The organism is Streptomyces sp. NPDC086023 (assembly GCF_044540325.1).
Taxonomy (GTDB): Bacteria; Actinomycetota; Actinomycetes; order Streptomycetales; family Streptomycetaceae; genus Streptomyces.
The window spans coordinates 200260-218415 of the sequence record NZ_JBITRX010000006.1 but is presented as its reverse complement, the minus strand read 5'-3'; the positions used below and the strand labels follow the sequence as shown (position 1 = coordinate 218415).

Here is an 18156-nt window from a genome sequence, read left to right as displayed (position 1 = left end):
ACAGGGTGGCACGCAGCAGCTCGGGAATCGTGGCCGGGCTCACGGCCGCGGCGGTGGCCGCCGTCGGTTTCCTCGCGTACCAGGCGTCGGCGAGCGCCCCCGCCATGCGCGCCGTGGCCCCCCGGCAGCCGGGCGCGGTGGCGCCCGAGAAGGGCACCGGCAACTCCCAGGGCAAGCAGCAGGAGTTCGCGCTGCCCGCGAACTCGGGCACGGGCGTGCGGGTCGTGTACGCGGTCGGCGCGAAGCGGGTCTGGCTGGTCGGCGAGGCCGGCCGCAAACCGAAGACGTTCACCGTGGTGCCCTCGACGGTCCACCCGGCGCCGGGCTCGTACACCGTCACCTCCCGCTCGGGTCAGGTGACGGGCTCCGACAACGTGCCGATCGAGCACGTCGTACGGTTCGCCAACTCCGCCGGCGTCGCGATCGGCTTCAGCGCGCGCGTGGACGGCAGGCTGCCGGAGCCCGACCCCTCCCGGAAGACCGGCGGCATCCGGATGGCCCGGGCCGACGGCGACGCGATGTGGACCTTCGCGACGATCGGCTCGAAGGTGGTCGTGGTCCCGTAGGGGGCTCCGGCGAAGATCAGCCGACTCCACTCGAACGGACGACAGGCCCGGGCGCTCGCGCCCGGGCCTGTCCGTCGTACCCGGATCGTTTCCGACAAGTCGTCGGCAAGATATTGCGCGGGTACAGGCGCGCGTGGTGACATGGTGACGAGACCTGGTTAGGGCACCCTAACTTCGGCATCGGCCAGGAGGCAGCCATGCCCGCAGCAGAGCGCGAAGAACCCCACGGCGACCGCACTCCGCGCCGCGCCGCACCCCTGGCCGGCCCGTCGGTACGGGACCTGCTGGCGTCCTGCGCCGCGGCGACCGCCGTCTCCACCCCGCCGCGCCGGCCGGCTCCCGCGCCGGACCCCGCCGAGGAGGCCGCCCCGGCACCGCCGGAAGCCGCCTGACCCCGTACCGGAGCCCGTACCGCAGGGCGGGCTCAGACCTTCGCCAGCTCGGCCAGCCGGCCGTCGGCCCAGCGCGCGCCGACGCCGGTCACCGACACCTCGCGCACGTCGTCCAGCACCTCTTCGTGGCCGACCGCCCGCGCGATCACCACGTGCAGCCGGTCGTCGGACAGCTCCTCGACCTTGCCGTCGCCCCACTCCACGACCACCACGGAGTCCGGCAGCGAGACGTCGAGGTCCAGGTCCTCCATCTCGTCCAGACCGCCGCCCAGCCGGTACGCGTCCACGTGCACCAGCGGCGGACCGTCGACCAGCGACGGGTGCACCCGCGCGATCACGAAGGTCGGCGAGGTCACCGCCCCGCGCACGCCCAGGCCCTCGCCGAGGCCGCGCGTCAGGGTGGTCTTGCCGGCGCCCAGCTCTCCGGTGAGCAGCACGAGGTCGCCCGGGCGCAGCAGCCCGGCGATCCGCCGGCCCAGTTCCTGCATCCGCTCGGGGGAGTCGACGGTGACCCGGGTGACCGGCCGGGGCTCGGCCTCAGCGGGCCGGATGTGCGGTGCTTCCATAAGCGCCCACGTTAGCCGCTGCCGGGAGGGCACCGGCCCGGGCGAGCAGTTCCCTGAGCCGCCCGGTGACGGTCTCCGGGTGCTCCAGCATCACCAGGTGCCCCGCGTCCGGCACGACCACCAGCTCCGGGTCCGCCAGGTGCTCGGCGATGATCTCGCTGTGCCCGGACGGGGTGATCAGGTCCTTGTCACCGGCCAGGACCAGCACCGGCACGTGGTCGAGGTTCGCCAGGGCGGCCGTCTTGTCGTGCTCCTGGAAGGCCGGGTAGAACTCCGCGACCACGTCGATCGGGGTGTTCTCGATCATCCGCTCCGCGAAGCGGGACACCGCGGGGTCGACGTCCTTCGAGCCGAACGAGTACCGCTTGATCATCCCGGCGAAGAGGTCCGCCGTCGCCCGGCGGCCACGCTCGACCAGCTCCACCTCCGCGCCCAGGGCGCGCAGCACCCCCGGCAGCACGCGGCGCACCACGCCGACGCCGGCCGCGGGAAGCCCGTACGTCACCTCGGACAGCCGGCCGCTGGACGTGCCGATGAAGGCCACGCCGACCACGCGGTCCCGCACCAGCTCGGGGAACAGCTCGCCCAGCGCCATGATCGTCATGCCGCCCATGGAGTGGCCGACCAGCACCAGCGGGCCCTCGGGCGCGGCCGCGTCGATCACCGTCTTCAGGTCCCGGCCCAGCTGCTCGATGGTCAGCGGGCTGCCGTCGGCCTGCGCCAGCCCCCGCTCGGAGCGGCCGTGGCTGCGCTGGTCCCAGTGGACCGTGCGCACCAGCCCGCGCAGGTCGGCGCGCTGGAAGTGCCAGGAGTCCTGGTTCAGGCAGTAGCCGTGGCAGAAGACCACCGTCGGGGCCGCCTTGCGGCGGAAGCGGGAGCGCTTGGCCTCCGGGGCCTCGTCCACCTCGTAGTACAGCTCGGTGCCGTCATCGGCGCGCACCTTGCCGGGGGTGCCGCGCAGGGATCCGTACGGGCCCGAGGCGTCCAGGGCGAGACGGGCCTTCCTGCGCATGCCGCGCCCGACGGTGAGCCGCTCCACGGCCACCCCGGCTGCCGCCCCGGCGGCTATGACGCCGATCGCGGCGCCGGCCAAGCCGGCCTTGCGCCAGTTCTCGCTCACGGCACCTCACCTCTGCTCAGGGGTTCAGGTAGACCCTCGGGACGCGCGCCCCGATCCTCGTCACGATCTCGTACGCGATGGTGCCGGCGGCCTGCGCCCAGTCCTCGGCGGTGGGCTCGCCCCCGTCGCCGGGGCCGAAGAGGACCGCCTCGTCGCCCGGGCCGACCGTGTCGGTGCCGAGGTCGACCACGAACTGGTCCATGGCCACCCGGCCGGCGGCCGTCCGCACCTTTCCTCCGACGAGGACCGGGCCCCGGCCCGAGGCGTGCCGCGGGATGCCGTCGGCGTACCCGGCGGGGATGAGCCCCAGGTTGGTCTCGTGCCCGGTGACGTAGTGGTGCCCGTAGCTCACGCCGTGCCCCGCGGGAACGGCCTTGACCAGGGCGACCGATGCCTTGAGCGACATGGCCGGGCGCAGGCCCAGCTGACGGGGGGTGCCCAGCTCGGGAGCGGGCGACACGCCGTACACGGCGAGGCCGGTGCGCACCAGGTCGAAGTGGGTCTCGGGGAGGGTCAGGGTCGCGGGGGAATTGGCGATGTGCCTCACCTCCGGCTCCAGGCCCTCCTTCTCCGCGTACTCGACCATGTCACGGAAGAGCGCTAGCTGAGCGGCGATGGACGGGTGGCCGGGCTCGTCGGCACAGGCGAAGTGGGACCACAGACCGGTGACCCGGATCGTCCCCTCGCTCTGGGCGGCGAGCGCCTCGCCGACCAGCTCGGCCCAGTCGGCGGGCTGACAGCCGTTGCGCCCGAGCCCGGTGTCGGCCTTGAGCTGCACGCGGGCGGTACGCCCGGCCGCGCGGGCGGCGGCCACGGCCTCCCGCAGCGCCCACATGCCGCTGACGGCCACGTCGACGTCCGCCTCGATCGCCTCGCGCCAGGGCCCCCCGGGGGTCCACAGCCAGCAGAGCGTCCGTGCGGTGATCCCGGCCTCACGCAGGGCCAGCGCCTCCTGCGGGGTCGCCGTCCCGAGCCACCCGGCCCCGGCATCGAGCGCCGCGCGGGCGCAGGGCACGGCCCCGTGCCCGTAGGCGTCCGCCTTCACGACGGCCATCAGCTCGGCCCGGGGCGCCCGGTCGCGCAGCGCGCGCACGTTTCCCCGTACGGCAGCCAGGTCGATCTCGGCGCGGACGCGCGGCGGTGTCTCGTTCATCCCGCCCAGTCTCTCAGAACCCCCCGCCGCCCTCCGCCCGGGCGCCACGTGTCCCGTACGGGGTGGGGGTGGCTGCTGGGTGGTGCGGGCCGTGCCCGGCCTGGCGGCCGGGGTCGGTGGTCAACGGTGATCCCGTGGACATGTCCTCTGGAGTGCGCCTCCCCGTACCGCGATTGGCGTGCCCGGCAATGCGGCTACAGGCCTTGATGCGCCTCGCCGTCCTACCTTCCGTAGCCGGCTCATGCGTTCAGAGAAGCGTGGTTGCTGATGGTGGGTGGCTGAGGGAGGCTCCCGTGCGCCGGATATCGTCCGCGCCTTTCGCGTGGGCGCACCTTCGGTGGCTGAGGTCCGAGCCGGCAGCAACCATCGGAATCCGGTAGTCGTGAACATCAGCCACAGAAGGTGCGCCCAAACGAGACGGTCAGGCGGTATCCGGTGCACGGGAGCCTCCATCAGCCCATCACCCGGCTCAGCCACGCTGTTCTGAACGCATGAGCCGGCTAAAGAGGGATGGTGCCGGGAGGCGAACGAAGGCCTGTAGCCGCCATTCCGGTTGAAGCAGTGGGCATACCGGGAGGCGCACCCCAGAAGACATGTCCACGGGCCCACCGTTGACCACCGCCCCTGGCCGCCAGGCCAGGAACGGCCCATACGGCCCACACAGCCCGCACGGCCCCCACCCGCCCCAAGCACCCCGGCCAACCACCCCCTACCCCCGCCGCCCGACCTCCCGCCAGGCTCTCGGCAGCCCCTCCGCCACCTCGTGCGCCAGCACCGGCCCGCCCGAGGACGCGAGGCGGGCCGCCAGGCCGTGGAGGTGGGCGGCGACGGATGCGGCGTCCGGTGCCGTCAGCCCCGCGGCCAGCAGCGAGCCCGCCAGCCCGGACAGCACGTCACCACTCCCCGCGGTGGCCAGCCACGGCGTACCCGTCGGGTTGACCCGCACCGGGCCCCCGGCCGGCCCCGCCACCAGCGTCGTGGAACCCTTCAGCAGCACCACCGCGCCGTACCGCCCCGCCAGCTCACGCACCGCGGCCAGCCGGCCGGACTCGACCTCGTCCCGGGAGACGCCCAGCAGCGCCGCGGCCTCCCCCGCGTGCGGGGTCAGCAGCGTTGGCGCGGGCCGGGCGCGCACCGCATCCGGATCGAGGCCCCGCAGCCCGTCCGCGTCCACCAGCACCGGCACGTCCGAGGCCAGCACCTCGCCCACGGCCGAACGGTCGTCCCCGAGGCCGGGACCCACGACCCAGGACTGGACCCGGCCGGCCTTCCCGGGAGCCCCGTCGTGGACCAGCGTCTCGGGATACCGGGCCAGCACCTCGTCGCCCGCGGGACCCACGTACCGGACCGCGCCCGCACCTCCGCGCAGCGCCCCCGCGACCGCCAGCACAGCCGCCCCCGGGTAGCGCGCGGACCCGGCGACGACGCCCACGACGCCCCGCCGGTACTTGTCGCTCGCGGCACCCGGCTCGGGCAGCCGCCCGGCCACGTCCGCGTACTGCAGCGCCTCCAGCACCGGCGGCTCCCCGAGCTCCAGCCCGATCGGGACCAGCCGGACCGCACCCGCGCGGCCGGCCCCCGGGTCCACCAGCAGCCCGGGCTTCCAGGCCCCGAAGGTGACCGTGGCATCCGCGGTGACCGCGTCTCCGGCCACCTCCCCGGTGTCCGCGTCCACGCCGCTCGGCAGGTCCACGGCGACGACCAGCGCCCCCGCGTCCCGCGCCGCGGCCGCCTGCCGGGCCAGTTCCGCGGCGGCGGGCCGCAGACCGCCCCGGCCGCCGATCCCGAGCAGCCCGTCGACGACCAGGTCGAACCGTCCCTCAAGGCGCCCGGCAACCCGGCCGCCCGCGGCCCGCAGCGCCGCCAGCCCGCCCTCGTGCACGCGCTCCGGATCCATCGGCACGGCCACGACCCCGGCCCCCCGGCGGGCCAGCCGCGCACCGGCGTAGAGGGCGTCGCCCCCGTTGTCGCCGGGCCCGACCAGCAGGGCGACCCGCGCCCCGTACACCCGTCCCAGCAGCCCGGCACACGCGGCGGCCAGCCCGGCCGCGGCGCGCTGCATCAGGGCGCCCTCCGGCAGCCGGTCCATCAGCTCGCGCTCGGCGGCCCGTACGGTCTCCACGCTGTAAGCGGTACGCATGACCGCCAGCTTGGCACGCCGGGCGGCCCGCGCGGCCTCCCTCACGCGATCACCACCGCGCACGGCCGCCCGCACCGCCCCCTCCACAACCACCGCGCACGGCCGCCCGCACCGCCCCCTCCACGACCACCGCGCACGGCCGCCCGCACGCCTACCCCTCCGCGATCACCACCGCGGAGGCCACGCCCGCGTCGTGGCTGAGCGAGATGTGCCAGGACTTCACCCCGAGCGCCGCCGCCCGGGCCGCGACGGTGCCGGACACCCGCAGCCTCGGCTGCCCGCTGTCCTCGACGTACACCTCGGCATCGGTCCACAGCAGTCCCGGCGGCGCGCCGAGGGCCTTGGCCAGTGCCTCCTTCGCCGCGAAGCGGGCGGCGAGCGAGGCGATGCCGCGCCGCTCGCCGCTGGGCAGCAGCAGCTCCCGGTCGATGAAGAGGCGCGTGGCCATCGCCGGCGTGCGCGCCAGCGCCTCCTCGAACCGGTCGATCTCGGCGACGTCGATGCCCACCCCGATGATCACGAACCCACTCGTCCTCTCACGCCCACGACCGCACCTTCACCCGGCCGCTCACAGCCAGACCCCGCCCTCACCCGGCCGCTCACAGCCAGACCCCGCCCTCACCCGGCCGCCCACCACCACGACCCCGCATTCTCCCGGCCGATCACGAGCCCGGCCTCACTCCACCGTCACCGACTTCGCCAGGTTCCGCGGCTGGTCCACCTCGTTGCCCCGGGCGGTGGCCAGCTCGCAGGCGAAGACCTGGAGCGGGACCGTCGCCACCAGCGGCTGGAGCAGCGTGGGCGTGGCCGGGATGCGCACGAGGTGGTCGGCGTACGGGACCACCGCCTCGTCCCCCACCTCGGCGATCACGATGGTGCGCGCCCCGCGGGCCCGGATCTCCTGGATGTTGGAGACGATCTTGTCGTGCAGCACCGAGCGGCCGCGCGGCGAGGGCACCACCACGACGACCGGCAGGTCCTCCTCGATCAGCGCGATGGGCCCGTGCTTGAGCTCGCCGGCGGCGAAGCCCTCGGCGTGCATGTACGCGAGTTCCTTGAGCTTGAGCGCGCCCTCCAGGGCCACCGGGTAGCCGACGTGCCGGCCCAGGAAGAGGACGGTGTTCTTGTCGGCGAGGGAGCGCGCGAGCTCCCGTACCGGCTCCATCGTCTCCAGCACCTGCTCCACGGCCCCGGAGATGGCGGACAGTTCGCGGATCACGGCCTGGATCTCGTCGCCCCACTTGGTGCCGCGCACCTGCCCCAGGTACAGGGCCACCAGGTAGCAGGCCACCACCTGGGTCAGGAACGCCTTGGTCGAGGCGACGGCCACCTCGGGTCCGGCATGGGTGTAGAGGACGGCGTCCGACTCCCGCGGGATGGTCGAGCCGTTGGTGTTGCAGATGGCCAGCACCTTGGCGCCCTGCTCGCGGGCGTGGCGCAGGGCCATCAGCGTGTCCATGGTCTCGCCGGACTGCGAGATGGCGATGACCAGCGTGCGCTGGTCGAGGATCGGGTCGCGGTAGCGGAACTCACTGGCCAGCTCCGTCTCGCAGGGGATCCGGGTCCAGTGCTCGATGGCCAGCTTGGCGATCATGCCCGCGTGGTAGGCCGTACCGCAGGCGACGATGACGACCTTGTCGACCTCGCGCAGCTCGGAGTCGGGGATCCGCACCTCGTCGAGGGAGAGGGTGCCGCTGGCGTCGATCCGCCCGAGCAGGGTGTCGGCGACGGCCTTGGGCTGCTCGGCGATCTCCTTGAGCATGAAGTAGTCGTAGCCGCCCTTCTCGGCGGCCGAGGCGTCCCAGTCCACGTGGTACGCGCGGACCTCGGCGGGCGCGCCGTCGAAGCCGGTGACCGTCACGCCCTCGCGGCGCAGCTCGACGACCTGGTCCTGGCCGAGTTCGATGGCCGACCGGGTGTGGGCGATGAAGGCGGCGACGTCCGAGGCGAGGAAGGACTCGCCCTCGCCGATGCCCACCACCAGCGGGGAGTTGCGCCGCGCGCCGACCACGACGTCCGGCTCGTCGGCGTGCACGGCGACGAGGGTGAAGGCGCCCTCCAGGCGCCGGCAGACGTGCCGCATGGCCTCGGCGAGGTCCCCGGTGGAGGAGAACTGCTCGGCGAGCAGGTGCGAGACCACCTCGGTGTCGGTCTCGGAGGTGAGCTTGTGGCCGCGCTCGGCCAGTTCGTCGCGCAGTGCGGCGAAGTTCTCGATGATGCCGTTGTGCACGACGGCCACGCGCCCCGAATTGTCGAGGTGAGGATGGGCGTTGGTGTCCGTGGGCCCGCCGTGGGTGGCCCAGCGGGTGTGTCCGATGCCAGTGGCCCCGGTCGGCAGCGGCCTGCTGACCAGCTCCTTCTCCAGGTTGACGAGCTTGCCCGCCTTCTTGGCGGCGGCCAGGCCGCCGTCGGCGAGCACGGCGACCCCGGCCGAGTCGTAACCCCGGTATTCGAGCCGCTTGAGTCCTGCGATGACGACTTCGAGCGCGGACTGCGCTCCTACGTAACCGACGATTCCGCACATGCGCCGCAGCCTATGCGCTCGCGGCGGGCTGCCGAAGAAGCGAAACCCCGCCCGGGCGACGGCCCGGGCGGGGCGGGTTGACGCGGAGACGGCTCAGGGAGCCGCGCGGAGTCAGGCTCAGGCGAGCTTCTTCTCCTGGGCGTCGATCAGCTTGAGGGGCAGCTCCTCGACGGAGCCGCCCAGGCTGAAGGTGTAGAAGCTGGCGACCGTGGAGCCCTGGCGGATGAGGGCCACGTTGAACGAGACCGGGTCGCCGTCCACGTCCATCGTCAGCTTCCAGGCGGTGGCCCCCTCGGCGGCGTCCAGGGTGAGCGGGGTGACGGCGGTGAACTTGCTGCTCTCGCCGTCCTGGGTGACGGTGAAGCCGCCGGAGCACTCGCCGCCCGAGTTCTTGACGGTGTTCAGGGTCTCGGACGCGCCGTCACCGTCGTACGAGCCGAGCAGTACGCGGGTGGCGGGCGACTTGAGGGCGTTCAGCCCGGCGAGCGCCTTCTCCTCCGGGGTCTGCTTCTTGCCGGAGTCCTTGGGGGTGAGCACGGCCGTGCGGACGGCCTGTCCGGCGGGCGTGCCGATGGTGCCGCCGATCGCGTCGGCGAGCGGCTGACAGGCGGCCTTGTCCGCCTTGGCCGAGCCGGCTGCGGCGACCGGCTTGGCGGCCTTGGCGTCCGCCTTCAGCGTGTAGTCCGGCGCGTCGGCCTGCTCGACGAGCAGCTTCTCCAGCTCGGCGGTGGTCAGGGCCTTGGCGGCCGGGGCGCTGCTCTGGGCGCCCTTGTCCCCGGCAGGCCCCTCCTTCTTGGCGTCCGGCTTGTCGGAACCGCAGGCGGTCACGAGCAGGGCCAGGGAGGCGGCGGTGGCGGCCACGGCGGTACGGCGGATGACGGTGCGCATGAACCCATCTCTCACGAAGTCTGGAAAATCCCCCCCGCGCGGCGTTCATCGCGTCCCACGCGGACCGAACGATGATCTTCGATTCACCCGCGCCCCGCTCCCGAATTACGGCGACTCCCCGCAATCGTGACCATCGCGTCACAGCACGTCCGCAGGATCGGTACATCCCGTCGTACAACCCTCCAGGCCCAGTGACCGAGCCCACCACCCACGAGGGCCCCGCAGCGCAGACAATGAGGGTGTGATCACTTCGCCGCCACGAAGCACGCCCCGCCGGGCCGAGGGCTCGCCCTACGTCGACCTCACCCGCGACGAGTGGAGCGCCCTGCGCGAGCGCACCCCCCTGCCCCTGACCGCGGACGAGGTGGAGCGGCTCCGGGGCCTCGGGGACGTCATCGACCTCGACGAGGTGCGGGACGTCTACCTGCCGCTCTCCCGCCTGCTCAACCTGTACGTGGGCGCGACCAGCAACCTGCGCGGCGCGCTGAACACCTTCCTGGGCGACGCGGGCAACGGCCACGGCGCCCAGCAGGGCACCCCGTTCGTCATAGGCGTGGCGGGTTCCGTCGCGGTCGGCAAGTCCACCGTGGCCCGTCTGCTCCAGGCCCTGCTCGCCCGCTGGCCGGAGCACCCGCGCGTCGAACTGGTCACCACCGACGGCTTCCTCTACCCGATGAAGGAGCTCCAGGAGCGCGGCCTGACCTCGCGCAAGGGCTTCCCGGAATCGTACGACCGGCGTGCCCTGACGCGCTTCGTCGCCGACATCAAGGCGGGCAAGGAAGAGGTCACCGCGCCCGTCTACTCGCACCTGATCTACGACATCGTGCCGGGCGAGCGCCTGGTGGTCCGCCGCCCGGACATCCTGATCGTCGAGGGCCTCAACGTGCTCCAGCCGGCCCTGCCCGGCAAGGACGGCCGGACCCGGGTGGGCCTCGCCGACTTCTTCGACTTCAGCGTGTACGTGGACGCGCGCCCCGAGGACATCGAGCGCTGGTACCTCAACCGCTTCCGCAAGCTCCGCGAGACCGCCTTCCAGAATCCCTTCTCCTACTTCCGGAAGTACACGCAGGTCTCGGAGGAGGAGGCGATGGACTACGCGCGCACGATGTGGCGCACCATCAACCGGCCCAACCTCCTGGAGAACGTGGCACCCACCCGCGGCCGCGCCAACCTGATCATCCGCAAGGGTCCGGACCACAAGGTGCAGCGCCTGAGCCTGCGCAAGCTGTAGTCACCCCATAGGGTGCGGCCATGCTGCACCTGAGGATGATCACCCCGCCGGACCGGACCGAGGCCGTGGTCGCCGTCGTCGAGCGGACGGTCGGCACCACCCACCTGGTGGTCCTGGCCGGAGCCGCCCGCGACCCGCTGGGCGACCTGGTGCTCTGCGACGTGGCCCGCGAGGCGGGTGACGAGCTGCTGCACGAACTGCGCGAGCTCGGCATCCACAAGGACGGCTCGATCGCCGTGGAGAACATCGACATCTCGCTGTCGACCCGCGCCGAGGCCGCGGAGGAGGAGGCGCCGGGCGAGGCCGCGGACGCCGTGCTGTGGGAGGAGCTGACCGAGGCCACCCACGAGGAGTCCACCCTCACGATCACCTACGCGGCCTTCATGATCCTCGCGACCATGATCGCGGCCTGCGGTGTGGTGCTCGACAACGCCGTGCTGATCGTGGGCGCGATGGCGGTGGGCCCGGAGTTCGGGCCGCTGGCCGGCATCTGCACCGGCATCGTGCAGCGCGTGCCCCAGGCGGTCGGCCGCTCGCTGCTGGCCCTGGTGGTCGGCTTCACCTCGGCGATGGTCGCGACCACCGTCTTCAGCCTGGTCATGGACGCGCTCGGTTTGTTCAACGAGAACATGCTGGAGAACCCGCGGCCGAACACCAGCTTCATCTGGCAGCCGGACCCGTTCTCGTTCGTCGTGGCCCTGCTCGCCGGCACCGCCGGGGTGCTCTCCCTGACCTCCGCCAAGTCCGGGGCACTGGTCGGCGTGGCCATCTCGGTGACCACCGTCCCGGCGGCCGCCAACGCGGCCGTCGCGCTCAGCTACGGCGACTTCGGCCAGATGTGGGGTTCGGGCGCGCAGCTGGCACTCAACCTGGGCGGGATCGTGCTCGCCGGCCTGCTGACCCTGTACGCCCAGAAACTGCTCTGGCGCACCCAGCGGGGACGCTGGGTGCGCCAGGGCAGGTGATCCGGGCGGATTGCCCGTACGGTCCGGCCGGACTCCCCTAGCCGAGCGCCGACTTCACGGCGTCCGCGAGGCGGCCGGCCACGGAGCGTGCCTGCTCCAGGTCGGCGGCCTCGACCATCACCCGTACGAGCGGCTCGGTGCCGGAGGGGCGCAGCAGCACCCGGCCGGTGGAGCCCAGCTCGCGCTCGGCCTCGCCCACGGCGGTGGCCAGCTCGGCGGAGGTCGACACCTTCGACTTGTCGACGTCCTTGACGTTGATCAGCACCTGCGGCAGCCGGTTCATGACCCCGGCCAGCTCGGCGAGGGACTTGCCGGTCGCGGCGACCCGGGCGGCCAGCATGAGGCCCGTCAGGGTGCCGTCGCCGGTGGTGGCGTGGTCGAGGATGATCACGTGGCCGGACTGCTCGCCGCCGAGCGCGTAGCCGTGCTCCTTCATCGACTCCAGCACGTAGCGGTCGCCGACGCCGGTCTCCACGAACTGGATGCCCTCGCGCTCCATCGCCAGCTTGAAGCCGAGGTTGGACATGACGGTGGCGACCACGGTGTTCTGGCGCAGCCCGCCCGCCTCGCGCATGGCGAGGGCCAGCACGGCGAGGATCTGGTCGCCGTCGACCTCGTTGCCCTCGCCGTCCACGGCCAGGCAGCGGTCGGCGTCGCCGTCGTGGGCGATGCCGAGGTCGGCGCCGTGCTCGACGACGGCGCGCTTGAGCAGGTCCAGGTGGGTGGAGCCGCAGCCGTCGTTGATGTTCAGGCCGTCCGGCTCCGCACCGATGGTGACGATCTCGGCACCGGCCCGGGTGAAGGCCTCGGGCGAGACGCGGGCGGCCGCGCCGTGCGCCTCGTCCAGGACCACCTTCAGGCCGTCGAGGCGGTTGGGGAGCACGCCGATCAGGTGGGCGACGTACTTGTCGAAGCCCTCGTCGTAGTCGGTGACGCGGCCGACGCCGGCACCGGTCGGGCGCTCCCACGGGGCGCCGGTGCGGTGCTCCTCGTACACGGACTCGATCCGGTCCTCCAGCTCGTCGGCGAGCTTGTGACCGCCGCGGGCGAAGAACTTGATCCCGTTGTCGGGCATGGCGTTGTGGCTGGCGGAGAGCATCACGCCGAGGTCGGCGCCCAGCGCACCGGTGAGATACGCCACGGCCGGGGTGGGCAGCACACCGACGCGCAGGACGTCCACGCCCGCGCTCGCGAGGCCGGCCACGACGGCCGCCTCCAGGAACTCTCCGGACGCCCGCGGGTCGCGGCCGACCACGGCCGTCGGCCGGTGGCCCTCGAACGTGCCCGCTTCGCCGAGCACGTGGGCGGCCGCCACGGAGAGGCCGAGCGCGAGCTCAGCCGTCAGATCCGCGTTGGCGACACCGCGTACGCCGTCCGTACCGAAGAGTCGTCCCACTGTGTCCTCCGAGATCGCGCTGAAAGGTCCGCTTGTTATCAGATATACGTCGCTTGTGGCGGTAAACGAACCGCCCCGGCAGCACAGGTCGTGTGCCGCCGGGGCGGAATCGTGCAGAGCAGCAGGCGGAGATTAGCGCTTGCTGTACTGCGGGGCCTTACGGGCCTTCTTGAGACCGGCCTTCTTGCGCTCGACCGCACGGTCGTCGCGGGAGAGGAAGCCGGCCTTCTTCAGCGGGCCGCGGTTGTTCTCGACGTCGGCCTCGTTCAGGGCACGGGCAACGCCGAGGCGCAGGGCGCCGGCCTGGCCGGAGACGCCGCCACCCGAGATGCGGGCGATGACGTCGTAGCGGCCGTCGAGCTCGAGCACCTTGAAGGGCTCGTTGACTTCCTGCTGGTGCACCTTGTTGGGGAAGTAGTCCTCAAGGGTGCGACCGTTGATCTTCCACTTGCCGGTGCCCGGGACGATCCGGACGCGGGCGATGGCGTTCTTGCGGCGGCCCAGGCCGGCAGCCGGCTGCGGGTCGCCGAAGCGCGAGGCCAGGGACTCGGAGGTGTAGTCACCCTCCGGAACCTCGGACTCGAAGGTGGTAACAGCGTCGTAGGTCTCGTCGCCCTCAAGCGGGGTCTCGACGGTGGTCTCGGCCACGATTCTCCTCAGAATTCTCTACGTCTTAGGGGGTGGCCGGAACTACTGCGCGACCTGGGTGATCTCGAACGGCACCGGCTGCTGGGCAGCGTGGGGGTGCTGGTCGCCCGAGTAGACCTTCAGCTTCGAGAGCATCTGACGGCCCAGGGAGTTCTTCGGGAGCATGCCCTTGACGGCCTTCTCGACGGCCTTCTCCGGGTTGTTCGCCAGCAGGTCGTCGTAGCGGACGCTGCGGAGACCGCCCGGGTAGCCGGAGTGGCGGTAGGCCATCTTCTGCGCGGCCTTGTTGCCGGACAGGTGGACCTTGTCGGCGTTGACGATGATCACGAAGTCGCCCATGTCCATGTGAGGCGCATAGGTCGGCTTGTGCTTGCCGCGCAGGAGGGCAGCGGCCTGGGTCGCCAGACGGCCGAGGACGACGTCCTGGGCGTCGATGACGAGCCACTGGCGCGAGATGTCGCCGGGCTTGGGGCTGAACGTACGCACGCGTATGCCTTCGCTTCTTCAGTGGTGGGTCGCCCCTGGGGCGCTAGCCCCGCGAGACGGGTCCTGACAGGGTCACCACGGACGATCACGACAGCCCTCGTTCGCATCGGGGACGCAACCCGTACGAACGGTTTGAACTGCTGGTCATCGGTCCGGTGGACCGGCGTAAGGACCTATCACGTGAGAATGAGACAGCCCATACGCATAACAAACCAGCAGGATACCCATGAGGACCCATACGGGTCAAAACGCGGTCCGCGATGCCGGTGGAACTGGCGTCGCGGCGCACTCCGGTTCGGTCCTGGGTGGGGACCCCGCAGTTGTTACGGGCTCCAGAGTAACCCGACGCGGGCGCAGCGCACGACCGGCCAGCAGACCCGCGAGCGAACAGAGGGTCATCATGTCCCGAAATGCCCGATTCTTGTTCTCGAACTCCGAGGGCCACGGAATGCCCGCCGTCTGGGGCACCAGGGCCAGCCAGAACCAGGGGGAGCGCGGCATCGAGCCGTCCCGGACCCCCGAGGCCAGCAGCAGCGGGAGCACCACCAGGAGGTAGTGGTCGAAGGAGGGACGCGAGACCAGGAATGCGGCGAGCATCACCATGCAGGCCGTCTCCACCAGTCGCTCGGGCCCCTCGTCCGCGCGCCGCCAGCGCCGCCAAGCGCACCAGAGCCCCACTGCCGCCAGCAACCCGGCGACGGCCACCGCCACCGGCTGGGGCACGCCGAGCCGCGGCAGCACCGCGACCGGGGAGGCGTCCCAGGGCAGCGCGAAGGAGTCCTGGCCCCGGAGCAGGAAGGGCAGCGTCCCGGTGAAGAACAGCGAGGGCCGCGGCATCAGGGCCGCGCCGAGCAGCGAGGCCCCCAGCGGCACCAGCACCACGGCGGCCAGCCCGCGCCACTGCCGGGCGAAGACGAAGAGCAGGGCCACCGGCACCAGCATCGGCTTCGCCGCGATCGCCACGCCGACGATCAGCCCGGCCCGCACCCAGCGGCCCCGGTGCGCGGCCAGCAGGGCCAACGGCAGGGCGGCGGCCGAGAGGCAGGTCCAGTTCCCCAGCTGCACGAGGTTGGCGTACGGCCTGTGGCCCAGTGCCAGTACGGCGAAGCCCAGCACCCCGAAGCGGCTGCGCAGCGGCACCGAGAAGATCCGCAGCGCCGCCCACCAGCCGACGGCCAGCAGCGCCGACGTCCCCAGCGGGACCAGGACCCGCTGGACGCCCACCGGCACCAGCGCCTCCGGCACGGCCAGCAGCACCGCGCTCGGGAGGTACAGGAAGCGCTTGTCGGCGTACGGGGACCTGCCGTCCAGCAGCGCGTCCGCCGCCCGGACCACGAAGGCGTTGTCCATGCCCCCGTCTGCGGTGCGCACCGAGGCCGACACGGCCCCGGCCAGCACCACACCCGCCGCCGCGATCTGCAGGATCCACGGGGCGCGCCCGAGCAGCCACGTCCCGAAGGCGCCCTCGCCTCTCCTGTGCCAGTGCCAGCGCATGGGTCAGAGACTAGGGCGCCCGGCGATCACCTCTTGCGCTCGACGCGGCGCTCGTCCCAGACGGGCTCGGTGGTCTCCCGGACCACCCCGTCCGAGCCGAAGACCAGGTAACGGTCGAACGACTTCGCGAACCAGCGGTCGTGCGTCACGCACAGCACGGTGCCCTCGTACGCCTCCAGGCCGTCCTGGAGCGCCTCGGCCGACTCCAGGTCCAGGTTGTCCGTCGGCTCGTCCAGCAGCAGCGCCGTCGTGCCCGACAGCTCCAGCAGCAGGATCTGGAAGCGCGCCTGCTGGCCGCCCGACAGCCGGTCGAAGACCTGGTCGCCCTGGCGCTCCAGCTCGTACCGCCGCAGCACCGACATCGCGCCGCCCCGGTCCTTGGCGTGCTCCGTCCACAGGATGTCGACGAGCGTGCGCCCGAACAGCTCCGGGTGCGCGTGCGTCTGCGCGAAGTGCCCGGGCACCACCCGCGCGCCGAGCTTCCAGACGCCCTCGTGCGGCACGGGCCGCTCGGTGTCCCCGGCCAGCAGGCGCAGGAAGTGCGACTTGCCCGAGCCGTTCGAGCCCAGCACCGCGACCCGCTCGCCGTAGAAGACCTCCAGGTCGAAGGGCTTCATCAGGCCGGTCAGTTCCAGCTTCTCGCAGGTCAGCGCCCGTACGCCGGTACGCCCGCCCTTGAGCCGCATGGTGATCTCCTGCTCGCGCGGCGGCTCGGGCGGCGGTCCCGCCTCCTCGAACTTCCGCAGCCGTGTCTGGGCGGCCGCGTACCGCGAGGCCATCTCGTGGGAGACCGCGGCCGCCTGGCGCAGCGTGACCACCAGCTTCTTCAGCTGCGCGTGCTTCTCCTCCCAGCGCCGCTTCAGCTCCTCGAAGCGGGCGAAGCGCTCCTTGCGCGCTTCGTGGAAGGTGTCGAAGCCGGCGCCGTGCACCCACACGTCCGAGCCGTCCAGGCCCGGCTCCACGCTGATGATCTTCTCCGCGGCCCGGGACAGCAGCTCCCGGTCGTGGGAGACGAAAAGCACCGTCTTGCGGGTGGCCTTGAGCTGGTCCTCCAGCCACCGCTTGCCCGGTACGTCGAGGTAGTTGTCCGGCTCGTCGAGCAGCAGCACCTCGTCGGGACCGCGCAGCAGCGCCTCCAGCACCAGCCGCTTCTGCTCACCGCCCGAGAGGGTGCGCACCTCGCGGAACTGCGCCTTCTCGTACGGCACCCCGAGCGCGGCCATCGTGCACACGTCCCAGAGCGTCTCCGCCTCGTAGCCCTGGACGTCCGCCCAGTCGCTGAGGGCCTGCGCGTACTTCATCTGCGCGGCCTCGTCGTCGACGGTCATGATCAGGTGCTCGGCCTCGTCCACGGCCTTCGCGGCCGTGCGGATCCGCGGCTGCGCGACCGACACCAGCAGGTCCCGCACCGTCGTCTCGTCCCGTACCGACCCCACGAACTGCGACATCACGCCGAGCCCGCCGCTGACCGTCACGGCTCCGCCGTGCGGCTGCAGGTCCCCGGAGATCAGCTTCAGCAGTGTCGTCTTGCCCGCGCCGTTCGCGCCGACCAGGGCCACCACGGAGCCCTCACCGACACGGAACGAGGCGTCCGACAGCAGCACCCGCCCGTCCGGCAGGTAGTACTCCAGGTGCCCGGCTTCCAGATGTCCCATGCCCGCATTCTGACCGGCCCCGGGGCAGGTGCCCAACCCGTTATCCGAAGGCCCCCGGGACACCCCTAGGATGCGCGCCATGAGCATTGGGGAGGAGCGGGTTCCGGGGCGGGTCCCCACGAGCCCGGACTGGGACGCACTGGCCGACGCGCACGCCGCCGGCCGGCGCCGCAGGAAGCGGCTGCTGTGGGGCGGCGGCGGGGTCCTCGCGGCCGCCGCGGTGGCCGCGGGCGTAGCGACCTTGATCGTCACCGGAGGTACGTCCGAGGACGGGGCGGACGCCAAAGGCGGGCCCGTCGCCACGCCGACGCAGAAGCACGACCCGGCCGCGGACGCCATGCCCGACTTCGCCGACACCTCGGACACGCCGGACCCGCTCGTGTACCTCTCGGACGCCCGCAAGGACACCGCCCCGCTCCGGGCCGGCCTGCTCTTCGGCACCAAGGACGTCAAGGTCGGCGACCACAGGTACGACCTGAGCGACGGCGACACCACGCCCGACTGCACCAGGCGGGTCGACCCGGCGCTCGGCGCCGTGCTCCGCAAGCAGGGCTGCACGCTCTTCATGCGCGCCAGCTACTCCCGCGACGACGCCCAGGTCACCGTGGGTGTGGCGGTCTTCCCCACCGCGGCGCAGGCCACCGCGGCCAAGGCCGGGGTCAGCGGCGGAGTCACCGCGCTGCCGGCATCGGCGGCGAAGCCGTTCTGCGCGGTCGGCACCGTCTGCCGGCGCACGGCGAACTCGTACGGCCGCTACCTGTACCTGACCCTGACCGGTCTCACCGGCAACAAGGACGCCTCGGAAGGCGACCAGACCGTCGTCGGCACCGGCGACGACCTGGCCGAATACACCTTCCAGCGCATCGTGCACCGCGGCCGGGCCGCGGCCGAGGCCGCCGAGAAGAAGGGCTGACGCCCCCGCCCGGCGGCCG

General features: G+C 72.5%; 17 protein-coding genes. 5 read left to right on the top strand and 12 right to left on the bottom strand.

Annotated features, from left to right (window positions below; translation table 11 throughout):
• Positions 1-5: 5 nt before the first annotated feature.
• Both ACIF6F_RS14750 and ACIF6F_RS14745 read left to right on the top strand, forming a co-directional pair.
• Positions 6-566: a hypothetical protein gene (locus ACIF6F_RS14750; RefSeq protein ID WP_399946100.1), complete on the top strand. Its 561-nt coding sequence runs from the start codon at positions 6-8 to the stop codon at positions 564-566.
• Positions 567-763: 197 nt separating this feature from the next.
• Entirely contained in the window at positions 764-958 is a 195-nt protein-coding gene (locus ACIF6F_RS14745) for a hypothetical protein (protein WP_399946098.1), read from the top strand.
• A 32-nt stretch (positions 959-990) separates the two neighbouring features.
• Here the strand turns inward: ACIF6F_RS14745 and tsaE are convergent, their stop codons facing one another.
• From tsaE to ACIF6F_RS14710, 7 genes are all read right to left on the bottom strand, one after another.
• Entirely contained in the window at positions 991-1524 is a 534-nt protein-coding gene (gene tsaE, locus ACIF6F_RS14740) for a tRNA (adenosine(37)-N6)-threonylcarbamoyltransferase complex ATPase subunit type 1 TsaE (protein ID WP_399946096.1), read from the bottom strand.
• Positions 1496-2644, bottom strand: coding sequence for an alpha/beta fold hydrolase (locus ACIF6F_RS14735; RefSeq protein ID WP_399946094.1), 1149 nt, complete (start codon positions 2642-2644; stop codon positions 1496-1498). The genes tsaE and ACIF6F_RS14735 overlap by 29 nt, the downstream gene beginning before the upstream one ends.
• Before the next feature lie 16 nt (positions 2645-2660).
• On the bottom strand, positions 2661-3797 hold the full coding sequence (gene alr / locus ACIF6F_RS14730) for an alanine racemase (protein WP_399946092.1): 1137 nt from the start codon (positions 3795-3797) through the stop codon (positions 2661-2663).
• A gap of 709 nt (positions 3798-4506) precedes the next feature.
• Complete coding sequence (locus ACIF6F_RS14725) at positions 4507-5937, bottom strand: NAD(P)H-hydrate dehydratase (RefSeq protein ID WP_399946090.1); 1431 nt, start codon at positions 5935-5937, stop codon at positions 4507-4509.
• 151 nt (positions 5938-6088) lie between these two features.
• The gene (locus ACIF6F_RS14720) at positions 6089-6457 is read right to left on the bottom strand and encodes a holo-ACP synthase (RefSeq protein ID WP_399946087.1); all 369 of its coding nucleotides are present in this window, start codon (positions 6455-6457) and stop codon (positions 6089-6091) included.
• A 156-nt stretch (positions 6458-6613) separates the two neighbouring features.
• Positions 6614-8461 carry a glutamine--fructose-6-phosphate transaminase (isomerizing) gene (gene glmS / locus ACIF6F_RS14715; protein WP_399946085.1) on the bottom strand — a complete coding sequence of 616 codons (1848 nt, stop codon included), beginning with the start codon at positions 8459-8461 and terminating at the stop codon, positions 6614-6616.
• Positions 8462-8578: 117 nt separating this feature from the next.
• Positions 8579-9349, bottom strand: coding sequence for a hypothetical protein (locus tag ACIF6F_RS14710; RefSeq protein ID WP_399946082.1), 771 nt, complete (start codon positions 9347-9349; stop codon positions 8579-8581).
• Positions 9350-9590: 241 nt separating this feature from the next.
• On the opposite strand from ACIF6F_RS14710, the gene coaA reads away from it, so the two are divergent.
• Together coaA and ACIF6F_RS14700 are read left to right on the top strand one after the other, a co-directional pair.
• Positions 9591-10580 carry a type I pantothenate kinase gene (gene coaA / locus ACIF6F_RS14705; RefSeq protein ID WP_399946080.1) on the top strand — a complete coding sequence of 330 codons (990 nt, stop codon included), beginning with the start codon at positions 9591-9593 and terminating at the stop codon, positions 10578-10580.
• A gap of 20 nt (positions 10581-10600) precedes the next feature.
• Complete coding sequence (locus tag ACIF6F_RS14700) at positions 10601-11545, top strand: DUF389 domain-containing protein (protein WP_399946077.1); 945 nt, start codon at positions 10601-10603, stop codon at positions 11543-11545.
• Positions 11546-11582: 37 nt separating this feature from the next.
• Here ACIF6F_RS14700 and glmM read toward each other — a convergent pair whose 3' ends face one another.
• The 5 genes from glmM to ACIF6F_RS14675 all read right to left on the bottom strand — a co-directional run bounded on the left by glmM (position 11583) and on the right by ACIF6F_RS14675 (position 17224).
• Positions 11583-12941, bottom strand: a complete 1359-nt coding sequence (gene glmM / locus ACIF6F_RS14695; RefSeq protein WP_399946074.1) for a phosphoglucosamine mutase — start codon at positions 12939-12941, stop codon at positions 11583-11585.
• Positions 12942-13073: 132 nt separating this feature from the next.
• Complete coding sequence (rpsI, locus tag ACIF6F_RS14690) at positions 13074-13589, bottom strand: 30S ribosomal protein S9 (RefSeq protein WP_399946071.1); 516 nt, start codon at positions 13587-13589, stop codon at positions 13074-13076.
• A gap of 42 nt (positions 13590-13631) precedes the next feature.
• Positions 13632-14075, bottom strand: coding sequence for a 50S ribosomal protein L13 (gene rplM / locus ACIF6F_RS14685; RefSeq protein WP_399946068.1), 444 nt, complete (start codon positions 14073-14075; stop codon positions 13632-13634).
• 243 nt (positions 14076-14318) lie between these two features.
• Positions 14319-15569: a glycosyltransferase family 87 protein gene (locus ACIF6F_RS14680; protein WP_399946067.1), complete on the bottom strand. Its 1251-nt coding sequence runs from the start codon at positions 15567-15569 to the stop codon at positions 14319-14321.
• 26 nt (positions 15570-15595) lie between these two features.
• Entirely contained in the window at positions 15596-17224 is a 1629-nt protein-coding gene (locus ACIF6F_RS14675; protein ID WP_399946064.1) for an ABC-F family ATP-binding cassette domain-containing protein, read from the bottom strand.
• Positions 17225-17303: 79 nt separating this feature from the next.
• Here ACIF6F_RS14675 and ACIF6F_RS14670 point away from each other — a divergent pair, with 79 nt between their 5' ends.
• Positions 17304-18137: a hypothetical protein gene (locus tag ACIF6F_RS14670; protein ID WP_399946061.1), complete on the top strand. Its 834-nt coding sequence runs from the start codon at positions 17304-17306 to the stop codon at positions 18135-18137.
• The last annotated feature ends 19 nt before the right edge of the window (positions 18138-18156 follow it).

Coding starts and splice junctions, on each gene's coding strand:
- alr (WP_399946092.1), bottom strand. CDS start 3,797: ATGAACGAGACACCGCCGCGCGTCCGCGCCGAGATCGACCTGGCTGCC.
- tsaE (WP_399946096.1), bottom strand. CDS start 1,524: ATGGAAGCACCGCACATCCGGCCCGCTGAGGCCGAGCCCCGGCCGGTC.
- ACIF6F_RS14680 (WP_399946067.1), bottom strand. CDS start 15,569: ATGCGCTGGCACTGGCACAGGAGAGGCGAGGGCGCCTTCGGGACGTGG.
- ACIF6F_RS14725 (WP_399946090.1), bottom strand. CDS start 5,937: ATGCGTACCGCTTACAGCGTGGAGACCGTACGGGCCGCCGAGCGCGAG.
- glmS (WP_399946085.1), bottom strand. CDS start 8,461: ATGTGCGGAATCGTCGGTTACGTAGGAGCGCAGTCCGCGCTCGAAGTC.
- ACIF6F_RS14670 (WP_399946061.1), top strand. CDS start 17,304: ATGAGCATTGGGGAGGAGCGGGTTCCGGGGCGGGTCCCCACGAGCCCG.
- ACIF6F_RS14700 (WP_399946077.1), top strand. CDS start 10,601: ATGCTGCACCTGAGGATGATCACCCCGCCGGACCGGACCGAGGCCGTG.
- ACIF6F_RS14675 (WP_399946064.1), bottom strand. CDS start 17,224: ATGGGACATCTGGAAGCCGGGCACCTGGAGTACTACCTGCCGGACGGG.
- ACIF6F_RS14745 (WP_399946098.1), top strand. CDS start 764: ATGCCCGCAGCAGAGCGCGAAGAACCCCACGGCGACCGCACTCCGCGC.
- ACIF6F_RS14710 (WP_399946082.1), bottom strand. CDS start 9,349: ATGCGCACCGTCATCCGCCGTACCGCCGTGGCCGCCACCGCCGCCTCC.